At 73.1% G+C, this 18,509-nt stretch carries 16 protein-coding genes and 2 pseudogenes; 10 read left to right on the forward strand and 8 right to left on the reverse strand.

Translation table 11 applies throughout. The features are described 5' to 3' along the window. Nucleotides 1-100 precede the first annotated feature (100 nt). The 6 genes and pseudogenes from ACIPXC_RS19950 to ACIPXC_RS19975 form a co-directional block, all read left to right on the forward strand. Nucleotides 101-667: a TetR/AcrR family transcriptional regulator gene (locus ACIPXC_RS19950; RefSeq protein WP_401619736.1), complete on the forward strand. Its 567-nt coding sequence runs from the start codon at nucleotides 101-103 to the stop codon at nucleotides 665-667. Nucleotides 668-749: 82 nt separating this feature from the next. Then, nucleotides 750-2,255: an MFS transporter gene (locus ACIPXC_RS19955; RefSeq protein WP_401619739.1), complete on the forward strand. Its 1,506-nt coding sequence runs from the start codon at nucleotides 750-752 to the stop codon at nucleotides 2,253-2,255. A gap of 30 nt (nucleotides 2,256-2,285) precedes the next feature. Continuing rightward, nucleotides 2,286-2,798 carry an SRPBCC family protein gene (locus ACIPXC_RS19960; RefSeq protein WP_401619742.1) on the forward strand — a complete coding sequence of 171 codons (513 nt, stop codon included), beginning with the start codon at nucleotides 2,286-2,288 and terminating at the stop codon, nucleotides 2,796-2,798. 85 nt (nucleotides 2,799-2,883) lie between these two features. Next, the gene (locus tag ACIPXC_RS19965; protein ID WP_401619745.1) at nucleotides 2,884-4,260 is read left to right on the forward strand and encodes a carotenoid oxygenase family protein; all 1,377 of its coding nucleotides are present in this window, start codon (nucleotides 2,884-2,886) and stop codon (nucleotides 4,258-4,260) included. Between the two features lie 91 nt (nucleotides 4,261-4,351). Next, the gene (locus ACIPXC_RS19970; protein ID WP_401619747.1) at nucleotides 4,352-4,924 is read left to right on the forward strand and encodes a PadR family transcriptional regulator; all 573 of its coding nucleotides are present in this window, start codon (nucleotides 4,352-4,354) and stop codon (nucleotides 4,922-4,924) included. Between the two features lie 564 nt (nucleotides 4,925-5,488). Continuing rightward, nucleotides 5,489-6,193 (forward strand): annotated as a pseudogene (locus tag ACIPXC_RS19975) (acyl-CoA dehydrogenase family protein); the annotation flags it as partial. A gap of 180 nt (nucleotides 6,194-6,373) precedes the next feature. Here the strand turns inward: ACIPXC_RS19975 and ACIPXC_RS19980 are convergent. Then, nucleotides 6,374-7,150: pseudogene (locus tag ACIPXC_RS19980) on the reverse strand (FAD-dependent monooxygenase); the annotation flags it as partial. A 110-nt stretch (nucleotides 7,151-7,260) separates the two neighbouring features. Here ACIPXC_RS19980 and ACIPXC_RS19985 point away from each other — a divergent pair. Together ACIPXC_RS19985 and gap are read left to right on the forward strand one after the other, a co-directional pair. Next, the gene (locus ACIPXC_RS19985; RefSeq protein WP_401619750.1) at nucleotides 7,261-8,217 is read left to right on the forward strand and encodes a GlxA family transcriptional regulator; all 957 of its coding nucleotides are present in this window, start codon (nucleotides 7,261-7,263) and stop codon (nucleotides 8,215-8,217) included. A gap of 118 nt (nucleotides 8,218-8,335) precedes the next feature. Further along, on the forward strand, nucleotides 8,336-9,334 hold the full coding sequence (gap, locus tag ACIPXC_RS19990) for a type I glyceraldehyde-3-phosphate dehydrogenase (RefSeq protein ID WP_401619753.1): 999 nt from the start codon (nucleotides 8,336-8,338) through the stop codon (nucleotides 9,332-9,334). Nucleotides 9,335-9,442: 108 nt separating this feature from the next. Here gap and ACIPXC_RS19995 read toward each other — a convergent pair whose 3' ends face one another. From ACIPXC_RS19995 to ACIPXC_RS20015, 5 genes are all read right to left on the reverse strand, one after another. Beyond that, the gene (locus ACIPXC_RS19995; protein WP_401619756.1) at nucleotides 9,443-10,972 is read right to left on the reverse strand and encodes a glutamate synthase subunit beta; all 1,530 of its coding nucleotides are present in this window, start codon (nucleotides 10,970-10,972) and stop codon (nucleotides 9,443-9,445) included. 143 nt (nucleotides 10,973-11,115) lie between these two features. Next, nucleotides 11,116-12,315: a serine hydrolase domain-containing protein gene (locus ACIPXC_RS20000; protein ID WP_401619759.1), complete on the reverse strand. Its 1,200-nt coding sequence runs from the start codon at nucleotides 12,313-12,315 to the stop codon at nucleotides 11,116-11,118. Nucleotides 12,316-12,696: 381 nt separating this feature from the next. Further along, nucleotides 12,697-13,251, reverse strand: a complete 555-nt coding sequence (locus ACIPXC_RS20005; RefSeq protein WP_401619761.1) for a YbaK/EbsC family protein — start codon at nucleotides 13,249-13,251, stop codon at nucleotides 12,697-12,699. Beyond that, nucleotides 13,236-14,444 (reverse strand): anhydro-N-acetylmuramic acid kinase, encoded by a 1,209-nt coding sequence (locus ACIPXC_RS20010; RefSeq protein ID WP_401619764.1) that lies wholly within the window; start codon nucleotides 14,442-14,444, stop codon nucleotides 13,236-13,238. Before ACIPXC_RS20010 ends, ACIPXC_RS20005 begins: the two co-directional genes overlap by 16 nt. Then, nucleotides 14,441-15,931 (reverse strand): MFS transporter, encoded by a 1,491-nt coding sequence (locus ACIPXC_RS20015; RefSeq protein WP_401619767.1) that lies wholly within the window; start codon nucleotides 15,929-15,931, stop codon nucleotides 14,441-14,443. Before ACIPXC_RS20015 ends, ACIPXC_RS20010 begins: the two co-directional genes overlap by 4 nt. 334 nt (nucleotides 15,932-16,265) lie before the next feature. On the opposite strand from ACIPXC_RS20015, the gene ACIPXC_RS20020 reads away from it, so the two are divergent. Beyond that, nucleotides 16,266-16,712, forward strand: a complete 447-nt coding sequence (locus ACIPXC_RS20020) for a C40 family peptidase (protein WP_401619848.1) — start codon at nucleotides 16,266-16,268, stop codon at nucleotides 16,710-16,712. A gap of 228 nt (nucleotides 16,713-16,940) precedes the next feature. Here ACIPXC_RS20020 and ACIPXC_RS20025 read toward each other — a convergent pair whose 3' ends face one another. After that, nucleotides 16,941-17,177: a hypothetical protein gene (locus ACIPXC_RS20025; protein WP_392579253.1), complete on the reverse strand. Its 237-nt coding sequence runs from the start codon at nucleotides 17,175-17,177 to the stop codon at nucleotides 16,941-16,943. A gap of 265 nt (nucleotides 17,178-17,442) precedes the next feature. Between ACIPXC_RS20025 and ACIPXC_RS20030 the strand changes: the two genes are divergently transcribed. After that, nucleotides 17,443-17,637: an antitoxin gene (locus ACIPXC_RS20030; RefSeq protein ID WP_401619770.1), complete on the forward strand. Its 195-nt coding sequence runs from the start codon at nucleotides 17,443-17,445 to the stop codon at nucleotides 17,635-17,637. Nucleotides 17,638-17,907: 270 nt separating this feature from the next. Here the strand turns inward: ACIPXC_RS20030 and ACIPXC_RS20035 are convergent, their stop codons facing one another. Continuing rightward, a complete protein-coding gene (locus ACIPXC_RS20035) occupies nucleotides 17,908-18,507 on the reverse strand; it encodes a 2'-5' RNA ligase family protein (protein ID WP_401619773.1) in 600 nt (199 codons plus the stop codon). Nucleotides 18,508-18,509 lie beyond the last annotated feature (2 nt).

Below are 18,509 nucleotides of genomic sequence, written 5' to 3' on the forward strand. Positions count from 1 at the left end.
AGGCTACGCGGCGGGGGGCCGCGCGGCGTGAGCGGGGATACTCAACCCGTCCTGAGTATCCGGCGTTGACAGGAGAAAGTGTGAGTGGTTTATTACTCACATGAACACGGAACGACGACGCCATCTCTCCTCCGCCGAAGAGCGCCGCGAGACCGTCCTGGGAACGGCCATCGGAGCCTTCGCCGCCCGCGGCTACTTCGGCACGACGACCACCGAGGTCGCCAAGGCCGCCGGGATCTCCCAGGCCTACGTCTACCGGCTGTTCCCGAACAAGGAAGCGCTGTTCACCGCCGTCGTCGAGCGCTGTTTCTCCCGGGTACGGGCCAGCCTCGAAGAGGGCGCCGCACAGGCGCGCGGCAGCAGCCCCCAGGCGGTGCTGGACACCATGGGCGATACCTACGCCCACCTGATCGCCGACAAGGACCTGCTGCTCGTCCTGACCCACGCCCAGGCGGCGGCCGTCTCCGAGACCGCCGTACGGGAGGCTGTGCGCGCCGGGTACGCCCGCATGGTGGAGTACGTGCGCGGCGCGTCGGGTGCGGCGGAGGCCGACGTCCAGCAGTTCTTCGCCACAGGCATGCTCTGCCACCTCCTCGTGTCACTGGACGCGCACCAGGTGGACGCACCCTGGTCCCGAACGCTCTCGGCCGGCATCCGGCACTACTGACGGGCGGCGGCCGGGCGGACCCACGCGGTCCGCCCTTCCTTCGGACCAAAGAGTGAGTGGTCAACCACACACAGGAGAAGCCATGGACGTCCCACCGCCCCACCGACAGACCGCCGCAGCGACCACAGCGGCCCTCGCGGCCCTGGCCGCCGCCCAGTTCGCGGTCACCCTCAGCACCTCGATCGTGAACGTCGCCCTTCCCGCCGTACGCGACGGAGTAGGGCTGTCCGACGCCGGCATGTCCTGGGTCGTCAACGCCTACGGCCTCGCCTTCGGCGCCCTGCTGCTGCCCGGCGGCCGGGCGGCCGATCTCCTGGGGCGACGCCGTGTTCTGACAGTCGGCCTCGCTCTCTTCACGGTGGCAGCCGTCACCGCCGGGCTGGCGAGCACCCCCTGGATGCTCGTCACCGCCCGCACGGCCCAGGGCCTCGGCGCCGCCGCGATCGCGCCCGCCGCCCTCTCCCTGGTCATGCGGCTCCACCCGCCCGGGCCGGCCCGCGCCAGGGCCCTCGGGGTATGGGGCGCGGTGTCCGGAGCGGGTGGCGCCGCCGGGGTCCTGCTCGGCGGGGTCCTCACCGAAGGCCCCGGCTGGCGCTGGGTGTTCCACGCCTCCGGCATCGGCGCGGCGCTGGTCCTGGCCGCCACCGTGCACCTCGTACCGGCCGATCCGAAGGAGGAGTCCGGCGGGCCCCGCCCGCGGCTCGACGTGGCCGGGTCGCTCACCGTCACCGCCGGGCTGGTCTCGCTCGTGTACGGGCTCACGGCCGCCGGCCGGTCCGGCTGGACCGACCCCCTGGTGCTGGGCTCCCTCGCCGCGGCGACGGTCCTGCTCGCCCTCTTCGTCCTGGTCGAACGCCGCCACGCCGCCCCGCTCCTGCCGTCCGGGCTGCTCACTCACGGCGCCGTGGGCCCTGCCAACCTCCTCATGGCGCTGCTCGGCGCGGTCTGGGTCGGCCTGTTCTTCTTCCTCCCCCTCTACCAGCAACAGGTCCTCGGCGCGGGCCCGCTGGAAGCCGGGCTCTCCCAACTCCCCCTGGCCGCGGCGAACATGCTCGGCTCGGGCCTGGCGCCCGCACTCACCCGCCGCATCGGGCCGCACCGCACGCTCCTCGCCGGCCTGGTGACCCAGGCCGCCGGATTCCTGTGGCTGGCCCGGATCACGGCGGACGGCACCTTCCTCACCCACCTGCTCGGCCCCGTGCTGCTCGTCGGAGCCGGCCTCGGGGTGGCCTTCGTACAGCTCACCGGGGCGGCCGTCAGCGGGGTGGAGCCCGCCCACGCGGGACTGGCCGGCGGCCTGGTCAACACCACCCGCCAGATCGGCGGCGCGGTCGGCCTAGCCGTACTGGGCACGCTCGCCGCCGCCCGCACCGCCTCAGCCTCAGCCTCAGCCTCGGCCGACCTGCCCCGCACCGCGGCCCTCACCGAGGGGTATCGCGGCGCGTTCCTCCTCTCGGCCGCCGTCCTGGGCCTCGGGGCGGTCCTCACCCCGCTGGTCGCCCGCAGAGCCCGGCCGGTGCGCACGCCCGACCCCGACTCCACTCCCCCGCCGCGCGCCGTCCCCTGTACGTCCTCCCGAACCCGCTGATCACCCCACCGCAACCGAAGGAGCACTCCCATGACCACGCACCCCACCACCGTCGACAGCGAAGCCCCGGTCGTCGTCCGCCTCGAGACCACCGTGCACGCCCCGCTCGGCACCGTCTGGGACCTGCACACCGACATCGCCGCCTGGGCCGACTGGAACACGGACGTGGACCGGGTGGAGTACGCCGGTCCACTGGCCCCCGGCACCGCGTTCCGCTGGCTGACCCACGGTCTCGACATCACCTCCACCGTCCACCAGGTCGTTCCCGGCGAGCGGATCGTCTGGGGCGGCCCGGCGCACGGCATCGACGGCATCCACGTCTGGACCTTCCGGGAGACGGCGCCGGGCATCGTGACGGTCCGCACGGAGGAGTCCTGGAGCGGTGCGCCCGTCGAGGCCGGCCGCGCCGAGATGGAACAGGTGCTGCGGCAGTCGCTGGAGGCCTGGCTCACCGCCCTCAAGAGCACGGCCGAGGCCGAAGCGGCGGCGGAGGCCACGGCCGTGGCGAACCCCGCGGCCCGCGCCGCCGCCGGGCGCGGCTGACCGTCCCCACCGCACAGCCCCCGCACCCCGCCCCCTGCTCCCCCTTCGTTCCGTTTCCCCCCGCCCGATAGCCGAGGAGACCGTCATGAGCAGCACCGCCAAGCCCTACCTGACCGGCCACTACACCCCCGTCACCGACGAGATCACCGCCACCGGCCTGACCGTCGAGGGCACCATCCCGCCCGAGCTGACCGGCCGCCTCATCCGCAACAGCCACAACCCGAAGCCCGGCATCACCCCCACCCACTGGTTCAAGGGCAGCGGCATGGTCCACGGCATCCGGCTCCGCGACGGCCGCGCCGAGTGGTACCGCAACCGCTGGGTCCACACCCCCGCCCTCGACGGCGCCCCCTACATGACCGACAAGGGCCCCGACCTCACCGCCAGCACGGCCGGCACCCACGTCATCGAACACGCCGGTCGGCTCCTCGCCCTGAGCGAGGCGGCCCTGCCCTTCGAACTGACGGCGGATCTGGAAACCGTCGGGGCGTACGACTTCGGGGGCAGGCTGACCTCGGCGATGACCGCCCATCCCAAGGAGGACCCGGTCACCGGCGAACTGCACTTCTTCGCCTCCTCCCCCTTCCCCCCGTACCTGATCCACCACGTCGCCTCCGCCGACGGGAAGGTGCTGGAGAGCCAGGAGGTACCGGGCGCGAGCGCGGCCCTCAAGCACGACTTCGCGATCACCGAGCACTACGTGGTGTTCCTGGAGGGCTCCGTGACCTTCGACCCGACCGAGCACTCGGGCATCCCGTACGGCTGGGACGACGAGCAGATCTCCCGGATCGGCGTCCTGCCGCGCACCGCTGCGGGCACCGGCGGCCGGGCCCGTGAGATCCGCTGGTTCGAGATCGGGCAGGGCTACGGGATGCACGTCGCCAACGCCTACGAGGACCCGTACGGCCGCATCGTCGTCGAGGGCCCGGCCGTCGGCCGGGACGGCTGGCGGCGCTCCTGGAACTGGTGGGTCGGCGCCGAGGACCGCGGGGCCGAGCCCAACTCCGGTTCGCGCAGCACCCGCTGGACCGTCGACCTGGCGGCCGGATCCGTCAGGGAGGAAGTGACCGACGACCTCACTGTGGAGTTCCCCACGATCAACGAGGCATTCCTCGGTATCGAGCACCGCTACCAGTACGCCCTCGCCTTCCCCGACGACCTGGGGACCGCCGCCCACACCCTCGTCAAGTACGACCGCACCACCGGTGCCCGGCAGTTGCTGCCGTTCACCCCGGGCCGGCTCCCGAGCGAGGCCGTGTTCGTACCCGCCGAGGGCGCGGGCGCGTCGCAGGAGGACGCCGGGTACCTGCTGACGGTGGTCGGCGACCTGAACGCGGACGCCTCGCAGTTGCTCGTCCTGGACGCCTCCGACCTGACGGTCCCGCCGGTGGCCACCATCCACCTGCCGCGCCGGGTCCCGGCCATGATCCACGGCTCCTGGATCCCCGACGCAGCCGCCTGATCCCGTCCCCCGGGCGCCGCGCCGGGTGAGCCGCGTCTCACCTGGGCGGCGCCGCTTGTCTATGCAACGAGTTGCATAGCAGGATCGGGGTATGGCGCTCGAACACGCGATCCTCGTCTCCCTGCTGGAGAAGCCGGGCTCCGGTTATGAGCTGGCCCGCCGGTTCGAGCGGTCGATCGGCTATTTCTGGACGGCCACGCACCAGCAGATCTACCGCGTGCTGGGGCGCATGGAGAGGGACGGCATGCTCGCCGTCCGTACGGTCCCGCAGCAGGGCCGGCCGGACAAGAAGGAGTATTCGGCCGCGGCTCCCGGCCGGGCCGCCCTCGCGCAGTGGCTGCACGAGCCGATCGAGCCCGAGAGCCTGCGGCACGACCTGGCCGTGAAAATCCGCGGGGCCGCCTTCGACGACCCGGCCTCGCTGATCCTTGAGGTCGAACGGCACCAGCAGGCCCACCGCGACCGTCTCGCCCGCTATCTCGCCGGTGAACTGCGCGATTTCACCGGCCCCGACGCCCCGGCCCCGCTCGACGCCGGCCAGGAACTCCAACACGTCGTGCTGCGCGGGGGGATCGCGCAGGAACGGATGACGATCGCCTGGCTGGACGACGTGCTGGCCACCCTCCACCGGCTCGGCCGGACGGCGCCGCCCGTGAACGGCTGAGCCGCGGCCGGCCGTCCCCCGCACTCCTCCCTCCTCCCCCCCTCCTCCTCCCTCCGCGCAGCCGCGCGGACCTCGACTCCGACCCTCGGAAGGTGATCCGCCGTGTCCGACCCCCTGCTGTTCCACCCGCACACCTACGACCCCGACCACTTCGACCCGGAGACCCGCAGGCTGCTGCGCGCCACCGTCGACTGGTTCGAGGCCCGCGGCAAGCGGCGGATCATCGAGGACTACCGCACCCGTGCCTGGCTGGCCGACTTCCTCGCCTTCTCCGCCAAGGAGGGGCTCTTCGCGACCTTCCTGACCCCGGCCTCCGCCGCCGGTGAGGACGAGCCGGACAAGCGTTGGGACACCGCACGGATCGCGGCCCTCAACGAGATCTTCGGCTTCTACGGCCTCGACTACTGGTACGCCTGGCAGGTCACCGTCCTCGGGCTCGGCCCCGTGTGGCAGAGCGACAACGCCGCCGCCCGGGAGCGTGCCGCGGGGCTGCTGTCGGAGGGCGAGGTGTTCGCCTTCGGCCTGTCCGAGAAGAGCCACGGCGCCGACATCTACTCCACCGACATGCTGCTGGAGCCCACCGGCGACGGCGGCTTCCGCGCCACCGGCTCCAAGTACTACATCGGCAACGGCAACGCCGCCGGCCTGGTCTCCGTCTTCGGCCGCCGCGCCGACGTCGAGGGCCCCGACGGCTACGTCTTCTTCGCCGCCGACAGCCGTCACCCGGCGTACCGGCTCGTCAAGAACGTCGTCGACTCCTCCAAGTACGTCAGCGAGTTCCGCCTGGAGGACTACCCGGTCACCGCCGAGGACGTCCTGCACACCGGGCGTGCCGCCTTCGACGCCGCGCTCAACACCGTCAACGTCGGCAAGTTCAACCTGTGCACCGCCTCGATCGGCATCTGCGAGCACGCGATGTACGAGGCCGTCACGCACGCGCACAACCGGATCCTCTACGGCCGGCCCGTCACCGCCTTCCCGCACGTCCGCCGGGAGCTGGCCGACGCCTACGTCCGCCTCGTCGGGATGAAGCTGTTCAGCGACCGCGCCGTCGACTACTTCCGTTCCGCCGGCCCCGACGACCGCCGCTACCTGCTCTTCAACCCGATGACCAAGATGAAGGTCACGACGGAGGGCGAGAAGGTCATCGACCTGATGTGGGACGTGATCGCCGCCAAGGGCTTCGAGAAGGACAACTACTTCGCCCAGGCCGCCGTCGAGATCCGCGGGCTGCCGAAGCTGGAGGGCACGGTCCACGTCAACCTGGCGCTGATCCTCAAGTTCATGCGCAACCACCTGCTGGCGCCGGCCGCGTACGAGCCCGTACCGACGCGCCTCGACGCGGCCGACGACGACTTCCTGTTCCGGCAGGGTCCGGCCCGTGGTCTGGGCTCGGTGCGCTTCCACGACTGGCGCCCGGCGTACGACGCCTACGCCGCCGTGCCGAACGTCGCCCGTTTCCGCGAACAGGCCGACGCGCTGGCCGAGTTCGCGGCGACCATCGCACCCGACGAGGCCCAGGGCCGCGATCTGGACTTCCTGCTGGCCGTGGGGCAGCTGTTCGCCCTGGTCGTGCACGGTCAGCTGATCCTGGAGCAGGCCCGTCTGACGGACCTGGACGAATCCGTGCTGGACGAGCTGTTCTCGGTGCTCGTCCGCGACTTCTCTCAGCACGCCGTGGAACTGCACGGCAAGGACTCGAGCACGCCGGAGCAGCAGGCCTGGGCGCTGGCCGCCGTCCGCCGCCCGGTCGTCGACGAGGCCCGCTCGGCCCGCGTCTGGGCCCGTGTCGAGGCCCTCTCCGGTGCGTACGAGATGGGGCGGTAGCCGCACCGCCCCCGGCGGTCCCCACGACCCCGTCGTGCGGACCGCCGGGACCCGCGGCCCGGGCCCCGGTCGCCGGTCGCCGGTCAGCGCAGGGACTCGCTCGGGGGCCGCTCGCGGAGGGCGCCGTAGGCGATGAAGTACGACCAGGGACCGGTCGGGTCCGATGGGCAGCTGCACTGTGGTGACGCGGCGCTGCGGCAGCCGGGCGAAGCGCTCGGCGAGGCCGATGTCGTCCAACAGGCACAGGGTGGTGGGGTGCACGGTGTCGCCGCGGAAGTCGCGCAGGAAGTCGCCGTGCTTCTCCAGCACCGTCACCTCCACCCCGGCGCGGGCCAGCAGCAGGGCCAGCACCATTCCGGCCGGGCCGCCCCCCACCACGCAGCAGGTCGTTCGCTCCACGGCAACCACTCCCTTCGCGGGGAACGGGCGATCCCCAGGGGACGTATACCGCACCGGGGGCGGCTCTCCCGGCGGAACGCGCGCTCCCGGGTCCCGCGTAGGCTCGACCCGTGTCAGCCTCCCGTCTCCACCGCGTCGCCGTACTCGTCCTCGAAGGCGCGAAGCCGCTCGACGTCGGCATTCCCGCCCAGGTCTTCACGACCCGCGCGAGCATGCCCTACGAGGTACGGGTGTGCGGTGCGGCACCCGGTCTCGTGGCCGGCGGCGACGGCCTGTCGTACCATGTGACGCACGGCCTGGACGCCCTCGCGTGGGCCGACATCGTCTTCGTCCCCGGCTACCGCTTCCCGGACCGTGAGGATCCGCCGCGGCCCGTCATCGACGCGCTGGTCGCCGCCCACGAGCGGGGCTCACGGCTCGCCGCGATCTCGACCGGCGCGTTCGCGCTCGCCGCGACGGGCCTGCTCGACGGGAAACGCGCGACGACGCACTGGCACTACGCCCGGGCCCTGATGGCCAAGCACCCGCTCGTCCGGGTCGACGAGAACGTCCTGTTCGTCGACGAGGGCAGCGTCCTGACCTCGGCGGGCGCCGCATCCGGCATCGACCTGTGCCTGCACATCCTGCGCAGCGATCTCGGTGTGGCCGCGTCCAACCACGCGGCGCGCCGTCTGGTCGCCGCCCCGTACCGCAGCGGGGGTCAGGCGCAGTACGTGCCGCGCAGCGTGCCCGAGCCGCTCGGCGAGCGGTTCGCCGCCACGCGCGAGTGGGCGCTGATCCGGCTCGGGGAGCCCCTGACCCTGGAGTCCCTCGCCCGGCACGCCGGGGTGTCGCCCCGTACGTTCTCGCGGCGGTTCGCGGAGGACACCGGGTACACGCCGATGCAGTGGGTCATGCGTGCCCGCGTCGATGTGGCCCGTGAGCTGCTCGAACGCTCCCAACGAGGGGTCGAGCAGATCGCGGCCGACGTCGGCCTGGGCACGGGTGCGAACCTGCGGCTGCACTTCCAGCGGATCCTGGGGACCACGCCGACCGAGTACCGGCGCACCTTCACGAAGGGCGAATAGGTCCGTGAGGATCTCGCCACGCCCGCCGTGGCGAGATCCTTTTGAACAGTGGCGATCACGCCGCTGTCACGGGCGGGCGCGGGCGGCGAACCTGATGGCGAACGAAAGGGACTCGCTCATGACTCGCATCGCCATCAACGGATTCGGCCGCATCGGACGCAACGTGCTGCGCGCGCTGCTCGAACGCGACAGCGACCTCGAGGTCGTCGCCGTCAACGACCTCACCGAGCCGAAGGCCCTCGCGCGGCTGCTGGCGTACGACAGCACCTCCGGCCGGCTCGGTCGCCCGGTGACCGTCGACGGGAACACCCTGGTCGTCGACGGCCGCCGGATCGCGGTGCTGGCCGAGCGCGAGCCGGAGCAGCTGCCGTGGGGCGAGCTCGGCGTCGACATCGTGCTGGAGGCCACCGGCCGCTTCACGTCGGCCGACGCCGCCCGCGCCCACCTGAAGGCGGGAGCGAAGAAGGTCCTGGTCAGCGCCCCCTCGGACGGTGCCGACGTCACGCTGGCGTACGGCGTGAACACCGACGCCTACGACCCGGCCGTGCACACGATCGTCTCGAACGCGTCCTGCACGACCAACGCGCTCGCCCCGCTGGCCGCGGTGCTCGACGAGCTCGCGGGCATCGAGCACGGCTTCATGACCACGGTGCACGCCTACACGCAGGAGCAGAACCTGCAGGACGGCCCGCACCGCGACCCCCGCCGCGCCCGGGCGGCCGGCGTCAACATCGTCCCGACCTCCACGGGCGCCGCGAAGGCGATCGGTCTGGTGCTGCCGCAGCTCGACGGCAAGCTGCAGGGCGACTCGATCCGCGTACCGGTCCCGGTGGGCTCCATCGTGGAGCTCAACACGACCGTCGCCCGCGAGGTGACGCGCGAGGAGATCCTGGAGGCGTACCGGGCCGCGGCCGAGGGCCCGCTGGCCGGCGTGCTGGAGTACTCGGACGACCCGCTGGTGTCCTCGGACATCACCGGCAACCCCGCCTCGTCGATCTTCGACTCGGAGCTCACCCGCGTCGAGGGCCGCCACGTCAAGGTCGTCGCCTGGTACGACAACGAGTGGGGCTTCTCGAACCGTGTGATCGACACCCTCACGCTCCTGGCCGCGGGCTGAGCAGCAGCCCCGCCGTCAGTGACCCGCGCTCCGGCCGGCCCTCGGGCCGGCCGGAGCGTGCCGTTTTCACAGCCGTCGCGCCGGGGCCGGCGTGGGGAGGTCCCGCCGTCAGTGGTCCCCGTAGCGCATGCGGCCCAGAGCCGTCATCGGCCGGTCGTGGGCGGCGACCGGGGCGGGGAGGCACGTGGAGCCCGTGAGGTAGCGGTCCACGGCGGCGGCCGCCGCCCGTCCTTCGGCGATGGCCCACACCACGAGTGACTGGCCCCGGCCCGCGTCGCCCGCCACGAACACCCCGGGCGCGCGCCCGCCGCACGCCGCGAAGCCGGCGTCCCGCGCGAAGTTGCCGCGCTCGTCGAGCTCCAGGCCCAGCTGTTCGCGCAGGCCTCCCGCCCGCTCGGGGCCGGAGAAGCCGAGGGCCAGCAGGACCAGCCCGGCCGGGAGGACCCGTTCCGTGCCCGTCAGGGGGCTGCGGCCCACCGGCTCGACGGCGGTCAGGTGCAGGGCCCGTACCCGGCCCGAGGCGTCCCCGTCGAACCGCAGGGTGGCGCAGGCGAACAGCCGCGGATCGCGGCCCGCGCGTCCGCGGGCCTCGTCGTGGGCGTGGGAGATCCGGTACGTCTTCGGGTACACCGGCCAGGGCTCGTCGTCGGTCCGGTCCGGTCCGGGCTCGGGGTTGATGTCGAGCTGGACCACCGAGATCGCGCCCTGCCGCAGGGCCGTCCCCATGCAGTCGGAGCCGGTGTCACCGCCTCCGACGATGACGACGTGCCTGCCTTCGGCGGTGATGGGCGACTCTGCCCAGTCGCCCTCCCGGACCCGGTTCTCGCAGGTCAGGTAGTCCATGGCCTGGTGGATTCCGTGGAGCTCGCGGCCGGGGACGGGCAGCTCCCTGCGCTCGCCGGCTCCGACGGCGACGACGACGGCGTCGCAGCGGCCCCGTAGTGCGGCGGCATCGGCCGCTGCGACGCCGTCGTCGTCGGTGCCTCCCACGTCCTGTCCCGTGACGAACTCCGTGCCCTCGGCCCGCATCTGCTCGATCCGGCGGTCCAGGTGTGCCTTCTCCATCTTGAACTCGGGGATGCCGTAGCGCAGCAGCCCGCCGATCCGGTCGGCCCGCTCGTGGACGGTGACCGCGTGCCCGGCGCGGGTCAGCTGCTGCGCGGCCGCCAGCCCGGCCGGACCGGAGCCTATGACGGCCACCGTCCTGCCGCTGTGCCGCTCCGGGGGGCTCGGTGTCATGTAGCCGCGCCGCAGCCCCTCGTCCACGATCGTCTGCTCGACGTTCTTGATGGTCACCGGGTCCGCGTTGATGGTGAGGACGCAGGCGTCCTCGCAGGGGGCGGGGCAGAGCCTGCCGGTGGCCTCCGGGAAGTTGTTGGTGGCGTGCAGCCGCTCGTAGGCCGCGCGCCAGTCGGCGTGGGCGGCGTACGCGTTCCACTCGGGTATGAGGTTCCCCAGGGGGCAGCCGGTGTGGCAGAAGGGGATGCCGCAGTCCATGCAGCGGTCGGCCTGCCGGGAGACGAGCGGGAGCAGCGCCTGGCCGGCGTGGACCTCGCGCCAGTCGCCGAGCCGTTCCTCCACGGGCCGGGGCGGGACGGGCTCGCGGGGGATCCTGAGGAAGCCGAAGGGATCGGTCACTCGCCGCCTCCCTGGATCGTTCGCGGCGGGGTGTACGGGGGTGCGCACCGCGGTCCCGGCGCGCGCGTGAAGTGGCGGTCCGACCAGGTTACGCCGCCCGGGTGGCGGGTGCGCGGGCCGTGCGGCCTGCGCACCCGCTGGGGTCACCCCCGCAGCAGGGCGCAGACGAAGTCCTCCTGGATCTCACGGACCCGGGCGAGCAGCTCGGGGTTGTCGGTCAGGGAGGTCTGGGTGGTGATCGAGAAGCTCAGCGAGCGCCTGCCGTCCGCCGTGGCCGCCGCCAGCTGCGTATAGCCGGGGGTGTTGCCGGTGTGGCCGTACACCGTGCCGCAGCGGGTGGTGTAGCGGTAGACGGCCAGGCCCGCCTCGGTGCGGCCGGGGCCGGGGGGCTGGGACAGCGCGCCGGGGATGAACGTGAACTGCTGCCGGCGGGTGCGGTCCGAGACGAGGGCGCCGCCCGCGTAGCCACGGATGAAGGCGGTCAGGTCCTTCGGTGTCGAGACGATGCCGCCCGCGGCCCAGGCCCCCGAGGCGCTCACGGCCTCACTGACGTCGACGGGACCCTCCTGCGGGTCGATCTGGTAGCCGTGGAGGAAGGGCTCGGGCAGTCGGTAGCCCTGGGGAAGGCTGGTGTCGGTCAGGCCCAGCGGCCGGTACACGAGCTCGCGCAGCAACGTCTCGTACCGGCGTCCGGTGGCGGCCTCGGCCATCAGCGCGACGGCGATGTTGTCGGAGTTGGAGTAGAGGTAGCGGCTGCCCGGCTCGAATGCGAGGTCCTCGTCGGCTACGAACTCCAGCAGGTGCCGGGAGTCGAAGTGGTGGCGGGGGTCCTCGGTGACGATGTCGAGGAACGGCTGGGAGGCGGAGTAGTCCGGCAGTCCGCTGGTGTGGTTCAGGAGTTGACGTAGCGTCACATCGTGCCAGGCCTCCGGCTGCTCGGGCAGCACCTCGCCGATCGTGTCGTCCAGGCGCAGCCGGCCGCGGTCGACGAGACTCAGGGCCACCGCTCCGCTGAAGGCCTTGGCGACGCTGGCGATCCGCATGTGGTCGCTCGCCCTCGGCGGCCGGCCGCTCTCCACGTCGGCCACGCCCGCACGGTAGACCGTGCTGCGGTCCCCATCGCGCAGGACGGCGATGACCCCGGGGGGCCCGTCCGGGCGCTCGACCAGTTCCCGCAGTTCCTGACGGAGGGCCGCGCCCCGGTCCGGCGGCGGCTTGCGGTCCGCGGCGGCCCGCGCCGGCAGTACGGAGGCGCCGAGCAGAGCGCCGCACACGGCGGTCGCGGCGACCAGGCGCAGCGACGGGCGGATCCGGCGGGGGTGGCCGTACGGGCGTGGGGACACGGCGGATACCTCCAGAGGGAGACACGGAGCGCGGTGCCCACGATGGCAGGAGCCGCGGCGATGCCCCGGCAGGCACGGCCGCGCTCGGTCGGGCGTGGCCCATCCGGCCCTGGCGGATGTACGCAACGCCCGACTCCCTCTGGGGCGACCTTGCCTTCATCGCATATTCATGAACACAGCATCATATTCGAAGACTGGAAGGCTGATTCGATCTACGATCCACATATCCCTTCCTTCGCTCCCGGGCAGTACAGGACGAGGTCCTGCCCGTCCGCCGCCTTCCTGGAGGAGCGGGGGAAGCAGCTCGCGTCGGACTGCGGCAGCATCGAGAACGTGCGCAAGATCGTCGACAGGTGACGGTGACGGCCCCCGGCCAGGCTCTCAGAGGGACAGGCCCTCGACGAGTTCCGCGCCGGGGAGCTGTGCGAACAGCGGGCCGGGGGCGATCAGTTTGCCGCGACGGCGTCCGCTGCCGACGAGCACGTGCGGCATGCCGACGACCGCCGGATCCACCAGGAGCGGCCAGTCTTCCGGCAGGCCCACCGGAGTGATGCCGCCGTACTCCATGCCCGTCAGCTCCACGGCTGTTCCCATCGGGGCGAAGGACACCTTGCGCGCGCCCAGGTGACGCCGTACGGCGCCGTTGACGTCGACCCGGCCCGCGGAGGGCACGAGGCAGGCCGCGAGGGTGGTCCCGCCGCCGCGCCGGGCGGCGACCACCACGCAGTTCGCCGACCGGCCGAGCAGGTCCTGCCCGTAGTGCGCGACGAAGGCGCCGGTGTCCGCGATGGCGGGGTCGGTGTCCACGTAGAGGATCTGCTCGGCGGGGACGGCGCCGGACCAGCCCGCGACCGCCCCGGCCACGGGCGCGACGAGTTCCGCGAGACAGTCGGGGGCCGGCACCGCGTTGTCGAAGGGCCCTATCGGAGCGCGCATGCCCGCACGCTAACACCGTCCGCGCGGACGAGGAGGGAGGAGGGGGCGATCGGCGAGGGCGCGGGCAGCCGGAGCGGCCGGCTGCCCGGGGTGACGCAGCCCAGGACGCGGGGGCCCGCGGCCCCGGTGCAGCCGGGGGCGTTGCCCGGCAGGCCGTGCAGCGTCAGGTATCCGAGCACGGCGAACGCGTACGCCTCCTTCGCCGCGGCGGGCAGCCCGAGCTCCTCCGAGGTGCGCAGCCGGGCGCCGGCCAGCTCGGCACGGAGCATCCCCGTGAGCGTCGGGTTGCGCACCCCGCCTCCCGAGGCGAAGACCTCGGTGGCTCCCAGTGGCCGCAGCGCGTCGGCGACGGTCCGGGCGGTGAGGCGCGTGAGCGTGGCGACCAGGTCCTGCGGCGGGATCCGACCGAACTCGGCCAGGCAGGAACGGAGATACCCCGGGTGGAAGAGTTCCTTGCCCGTCGTCCGCGGCGGCGGCAACCGGTAGTACGGCTCGGCGAGCATGCGTCCCAGCAGCCCTTCGTGCACGCGCCCGGAGGCCGCGAGGGCGCCGCCCTCGTCGTACGCGAGCCGCCCGCCGCTCAGTTCGCGTACAGCGGCGTCGATGAGCGCGTTGCCCGGGCCGGTGTCGAAGGCCACGGGGGCCGCGTTCCCGGGCACGACGGTGACGTTGGCGATCCCCCCGATGTTCAGGGCGGCCGGTACGCCGGGACGGCCGCGCAGCAGCATCAGGTCGATCAGGCCGACCAGGGGTGCGCCCTGCCCGCCGGCGGCGACGTCCCGGGGCCGGAAGCCGGAGACGACGGGGTGGCCGGTGGCCTCGGCGATCCAGGCGGCCTCACCGAGCTGCAGGGTGCCGTGGACCTGCCCGTCGGCCGCCCAGTGGTACACGGTCTGCCCGTGGGAGGCGACCAACTCGGCTCGTCCGGAACACAGTTCGCGGTCGGCCCGGACGGCGAGCCGCCCGAAGGCCTGCCCGATCCGGGTGTCGAGCCGGCACACGTCGGCGAGGGTGGTGGCGGCGGGCGGCAGGGCGTCGGCGAGCGCGGTCCGCAGGTCCGCCGGGTAGGGCTCGCTGACCATGCCCAGTGGGGTGAGGTGCAGTGCGCCGCCCCCGGGCCGGTGGGCGAGGTCGCAGGCGGCGGCGTCGACGGCGTCGTACGAGGTCCCGGACATCAGGCCGATCACTCTCATCGCAGTGGCTCCTGGTGGTCGTCGGCGCGCAGGGTCAGCAGCGCCGGTGCGCTGAGGGCGCAGGCCGTGGCGGCGTAGAGGGCGGGAACGACGGTACTTGCGGTCCGGGCGGTGAGTGCGGTGACGAAGAGCCCCGCGCAGCCGGAGAAGACGGCGTTGGCGAGGGCGTAGGAGAGACCGAGTCCCGTGCAGCGGACGCGCCTTGGGAACATCTCGGCCAGCATGGCCGGCCCGGGTCCGGCGAGCAGGCCGACCAGCGCGCCGGCTGCGAGCACGGCTGCGGCCCGGGCCTGCGGGGACGCCGCGGGCGACTGGAGCACGTGCAGGAGGGGGAAGGCGGACACGGCGACGCCGAGTGCGCCGCCGAGCATGACGGGGCGCCGCCCGACGCGGTCGCTGAGCAGGCCCGCGGGCAGGATCGACGCGGCGAAGCCGAGGTTGACGAGGGTGGTGGCCAGCAGGGCGTCCCGGAAGGACGCCCCCAGGGCCGACTGGAGGTGGGAGGGCAGGACGACGAGGAAGGTGTACCCGGCGGCCGACCAGCCCATGATCCGCCCGATGCCGAGCCCGACGGCACGCACCTGCTCCCGTACGGTCGCCGAACCGGCCGTCGCAGCCGACCCGGCCGAACCGGCCGTCGCGGTCGCCTCGGTCGTCGCGGCTGTCGCGGCCGCCGCCGTCGCCGCCGTCGCCGCCGTCGCGGTCGCCGCGGTCGCCTCGGTAGCCGCCGCCTTCGCAGCCGACCCGGCCGTCGCCGCCGTCGCCACCGTCCCTGGCGCGGATGGGGGCGCGTCCGGGGGTTCCTCCAGCGCCGTGCGCAGCCACAACGCGACCAGCCCGAGCGGCAGGGCCAGCAGGAACGGGACCCGCCACCCCCACGCGTACAGCGCCGCGGAGGAGAGAACCGTCCCCAGCGCGGCGGCCGTTGCGGCGCCGGCCAGCAGGCCGAGGGCCACGGTGAAGGACTGCCATGCGCCGTAGAGGCCGCGGCGGCCCGGCGGCGCGTGCTCCACCATCACGGACACCGCACCGCCGAACTCCCCTCCGGCGGACAGCCCTTGCACGGCGCGCAGGAACGTCAGCAGCCACGGGGCCGCGGCGCCGATGTCGGCGCGCGTGGGGAGGAGCCCGATCAGGGTGGTGGCGAGCGTCATGAGGCCGATGACGAGGACGAGGGTGGGACGGCGGCCGAAACGGTCGCCGATACGCCCGAACAGGAGGGCGCCGACCGGCCGGAAGAAGAAGGCGAGGGCGAACGAGGCGTACGTGGCGACCAGCGCCTCGGCACCGCCTGCCGGACCTTCCGCTGCCGCGCCCGTCCCCGATCCCCCTTGCGTGGTGAAGAAGTTGGCCGCGATGACGGTGGCGAAGCAGCCGTAGACGCCGAACTCGTACCACTCGACGAGGTTGCCGGCCGAACCGGCGAGCAGGGCCCGGCGGGCCGCGGCGTGCGGCGGCGGCGCCGGAAGCAGGTCGGTCGTGGTCACCCGTGCTGCGTGCCCGTTCCGCGGCGGGCCGATGCCTGCCGGTACCCCGATTCAGCACATCGGCGGTGGCTCCGTCACCACGCCGTCGTGGTATGACGATCCGCCTTACCTATCATCTCGAATCGAACGCAAAATCGGGACAAATGACGTCGTGTCCGATGGGGTCGATCCGGGACGTCCGGGAAAACTGGTCCGCCGTCAGAGCCAAGACGACTGCCACCGAGAACAGGACCAGGCCGCTGATCTGAATCGTCGCCTGCCAACCGATTGCGGAGGTGTCACGATGTCCTGCTCCAGGACCGACTTCCGAAAGGCCCCCGAGGGCACTTCTCCGATGTGCTGTTGCCCCAGAGCACGCGCCTTCTTCTTCATACTGCTCCTGGCGGCCGGCGCCCTGACCGCTCCCGCGGACCCGGCTCACGCAGCACCGTCGTACGGCAAGAAGGCCGTGGCGGTGGCCGCCTCCAAACAGGGCTCGCCGTACGCCTACGGCGCCACCGGACCCAAACGCTTCGACTGCTCGGGGCTGACCCTCTACGCGTTCAAGAAGGCCGGTAAACGCCTTCCACGCACGGCCGACCAGCAGTACGAGCACACCCGCCACATCCCCAAGGCCGATCGCACGGCCGGTGACCTGGTCTTCTTCCCCCGAGGGGCGACCATGGGCCACGTCGGCATCTACGCCGGCGACAACAAGATCTGGCACGCTCCCCGCCCCGGCACGACCGTGCGTCTGGAGCAGATCTGGAGCGAAGCGGTCCGCTACGGACGCGCCACCTGATCGGCAGTCCCCCGCGCCCGCCCGCGCACTCGCGCTCACCCCCGTTACCCCCACCCGCAGTGGCAGCCGTATGCGCGCGTGCACGTCGGTCGAACCCGGGTCACCGATCCTCTCTCGGTGGTACGCGTGACCTGGAAGCGGGCGACGGCACGGCGCAGCCGCCCGGCACACCTCCATGGGGGTGTCCTACCGGTCAGGCCGGGCTCGCGGGCCCCGGGGCGACACCCCCTAGTGCAGCCGCCAGGTGAGTTTCCCGCCGCCCACCCAGCGGACCACGTCCGGGTCGTCGAGGTCGTGGACGGTGATCCCCGCGTCCGCGGCAGCCAGGATCACGTCGGTCATGGATGTCGCCATACGGACCATCTCCCCGTCGATCTCGACGATCCGGAACGGCGGGTCGCCGGGCTGCACACCCAGGACGGTGATCCGCGGCGAGGACATGTACGGGCTCATGCTCTCTGTCATGCGGAGAATCGTTCCATGCCGACCCCCGTCTCCCGCCGATTGGCGGCGCGTCGGCCGTGCTGCCGAGGCGCGGGGCGGCATCACCTTCGGCGACTGGTTGTCGAGGGGTACCTCGGCTCGGCGGCGTTCCCGCTGCTCATGGGCGCCGGTGACAGGGGTGATCGGTGGTCGGCGGCGGTATCCGTCCAGGTCAGCGCCTCGCGGATGCGGTCCGGTCGATCGTCGGCAACCCTGGCCGTGGGGGACGGACGCAAAGGAGACCGTCGTGTCGATGATGGACAAGCTCAAGCAGATGCTGCGCGGCCACGAGAGCCAGGCCGAACAGGGCATTGACAAGGCCGGTGACTACGTCGACGGCAAGACCCAGGGCAAGTACAGCAGCCAGGTCGACACGGCCCAGGACAAGCTCAAGGAACAGCTGCGCCGCGACCAGGGCAACCCCCCGCCGCCCCAGTCCTGACCCGCACGCGGACACCGGCCCGGTGCCGACCGGCTCCCGGCCGGCCCGGGCCGGTCCCGTGCGCACCCGGGCCGGTCCCGTGCGCACCCGGGCCGGTGCCGGGCGAGCCGGGCCGGTGCGGGGCGAGCCCGGCCACCGGCCGAGCCGCGCCGTCGGGCGGTCGGGCCCCGGCGCCCCAATGCGGCGCGGGCCCCCGGACCGCCTGCGCGAGGCCTGCCCCACGTTCCCGACGGTGAGAGCGAGGGCGAGAGCGCAGCTACCGGCCCGGGCTCACCGCGCTGACCACGTGACCGTGCCCGTGCCGACGCCGATCACGGCCCGGGGCCGCATGGGCCCGTCACCACGACGGGAGAGCAGCACGATCTCGTCCACCCGCGCGGCCACGGTGCCCAGCCGGGCCGCGCACTCCGCGGCGAGGCCGCGCGGATCGTGGGTGCGCCCGAGGGAGAGGTGCGGCGTGAACACCGGGAACCGGCCGCGGCATGCGGGGAACGGCTCCACCAGGCTCTCCTGGAGTTCCCTCCACGGGGCGAGGCCGGCCGCGGCGGGGTCCAGCCAGACGGTCGCGTAGCCGCGGTGCCGGAACGCCCGCACTCCGCCGAGCCGGATGTCGAAGGGTTCGACGGTGGTCGCCGCGTCGGCCAGCAGTGGTGCGGCCCGGGCGAAATCCGCATCCGGGACGAAGCCGAAGACCAGGTTCACGTGCGGGGGCCAGCGGCGGATCTGCGGGTCGTGCTCGGCACGGACGGCCTGGATCGCGGGCCACAGCCCGGCCGGCGGGAGCCAGACCACGGCGGTACGGGGCGTGGGGGCCACGCCGAGGAAACCTGGGACGCCGGCTCCGCCGCCGACGGCCGGGAACGCGTTCACAC

It is taken from the genome of Streptomyces sp. NPDC090021 (assembly GCF_044748225.1).
Lineage (GTDB): Bacteria > Actinomycetota > Actinomycetes > Streptomycetales > Streptomycetaceae > Streptomyces.

Coding starts and splice junctions, on each gene's coding strand:
- ACIPXC_RS19950 (WP_401619736.1), top strand. CDS start 101: ATGAACACGGAACGACGACGCCATCTCTCCTCCGCCGAAGAGCGCCGC.
- ACIPXC_RS19955 (WP_401619739.1), top strand. CDS start 750: ATGGACGTCCCACCGCCCCACCGACAGACCGCCGCAGCGACCACAGCG.
- ACIPXC_RS19960 (WP_401619742.1), top strand. CDS start 2,286: ATGACCACGCACCCCACCACCGTCGACAGCGAAGCCCCGGTCGTCGTC.
- ACIPXC_RS19965 (WP_401619745.1), top strand. CDS start 2,884: ATGAGCAGCACCGCCAAGCCCTACCTGACCGGCCACTACACCCCCGTC.
- ACIPXC_RS19970 (WP_401619747.1), top strand. CDS start 4,352: ATGGCGCTCGAACACGCGATCCTCGTCTCCCTGCTGGAGAAGCCGGGC.
- gap (WP_401619753.1), top strand. CDS start 8,336: ATGACTCGCATCGCCATCAACGGATTCGGCCGCATCGGACGCAACGTG.
- ACIPXC_RS20005 (WP_401619761.1), bottom strand. CDS start 13,251: ATGCGCGCTCCGATAGGGCCCTTCGACAACGCGGTGCCGGCCCCCGAC.
- ACIPXC_RS20010 (WP_401619764.1), bottom strand. CDS start 14,444: ATGAGAGTGATCGGCCTGATGTCCGGGACCTCGTACGACGCCGTCGAC.
- ACIPXC_RS20020 (WP_401619848.1), top strand. CDS start 16,266: ATGTGCTGTTGCCCCAGAGCACGCGCCTTCTTCTTCATACTGCTCCTG.
- ACIPXC_RS20025 (WP_392579253.1), bottom strand. CDS start 17,177: ATGACAGAGAGCATGAGCCCGTACATGTCCTCGCCGCGGATCACCGTC.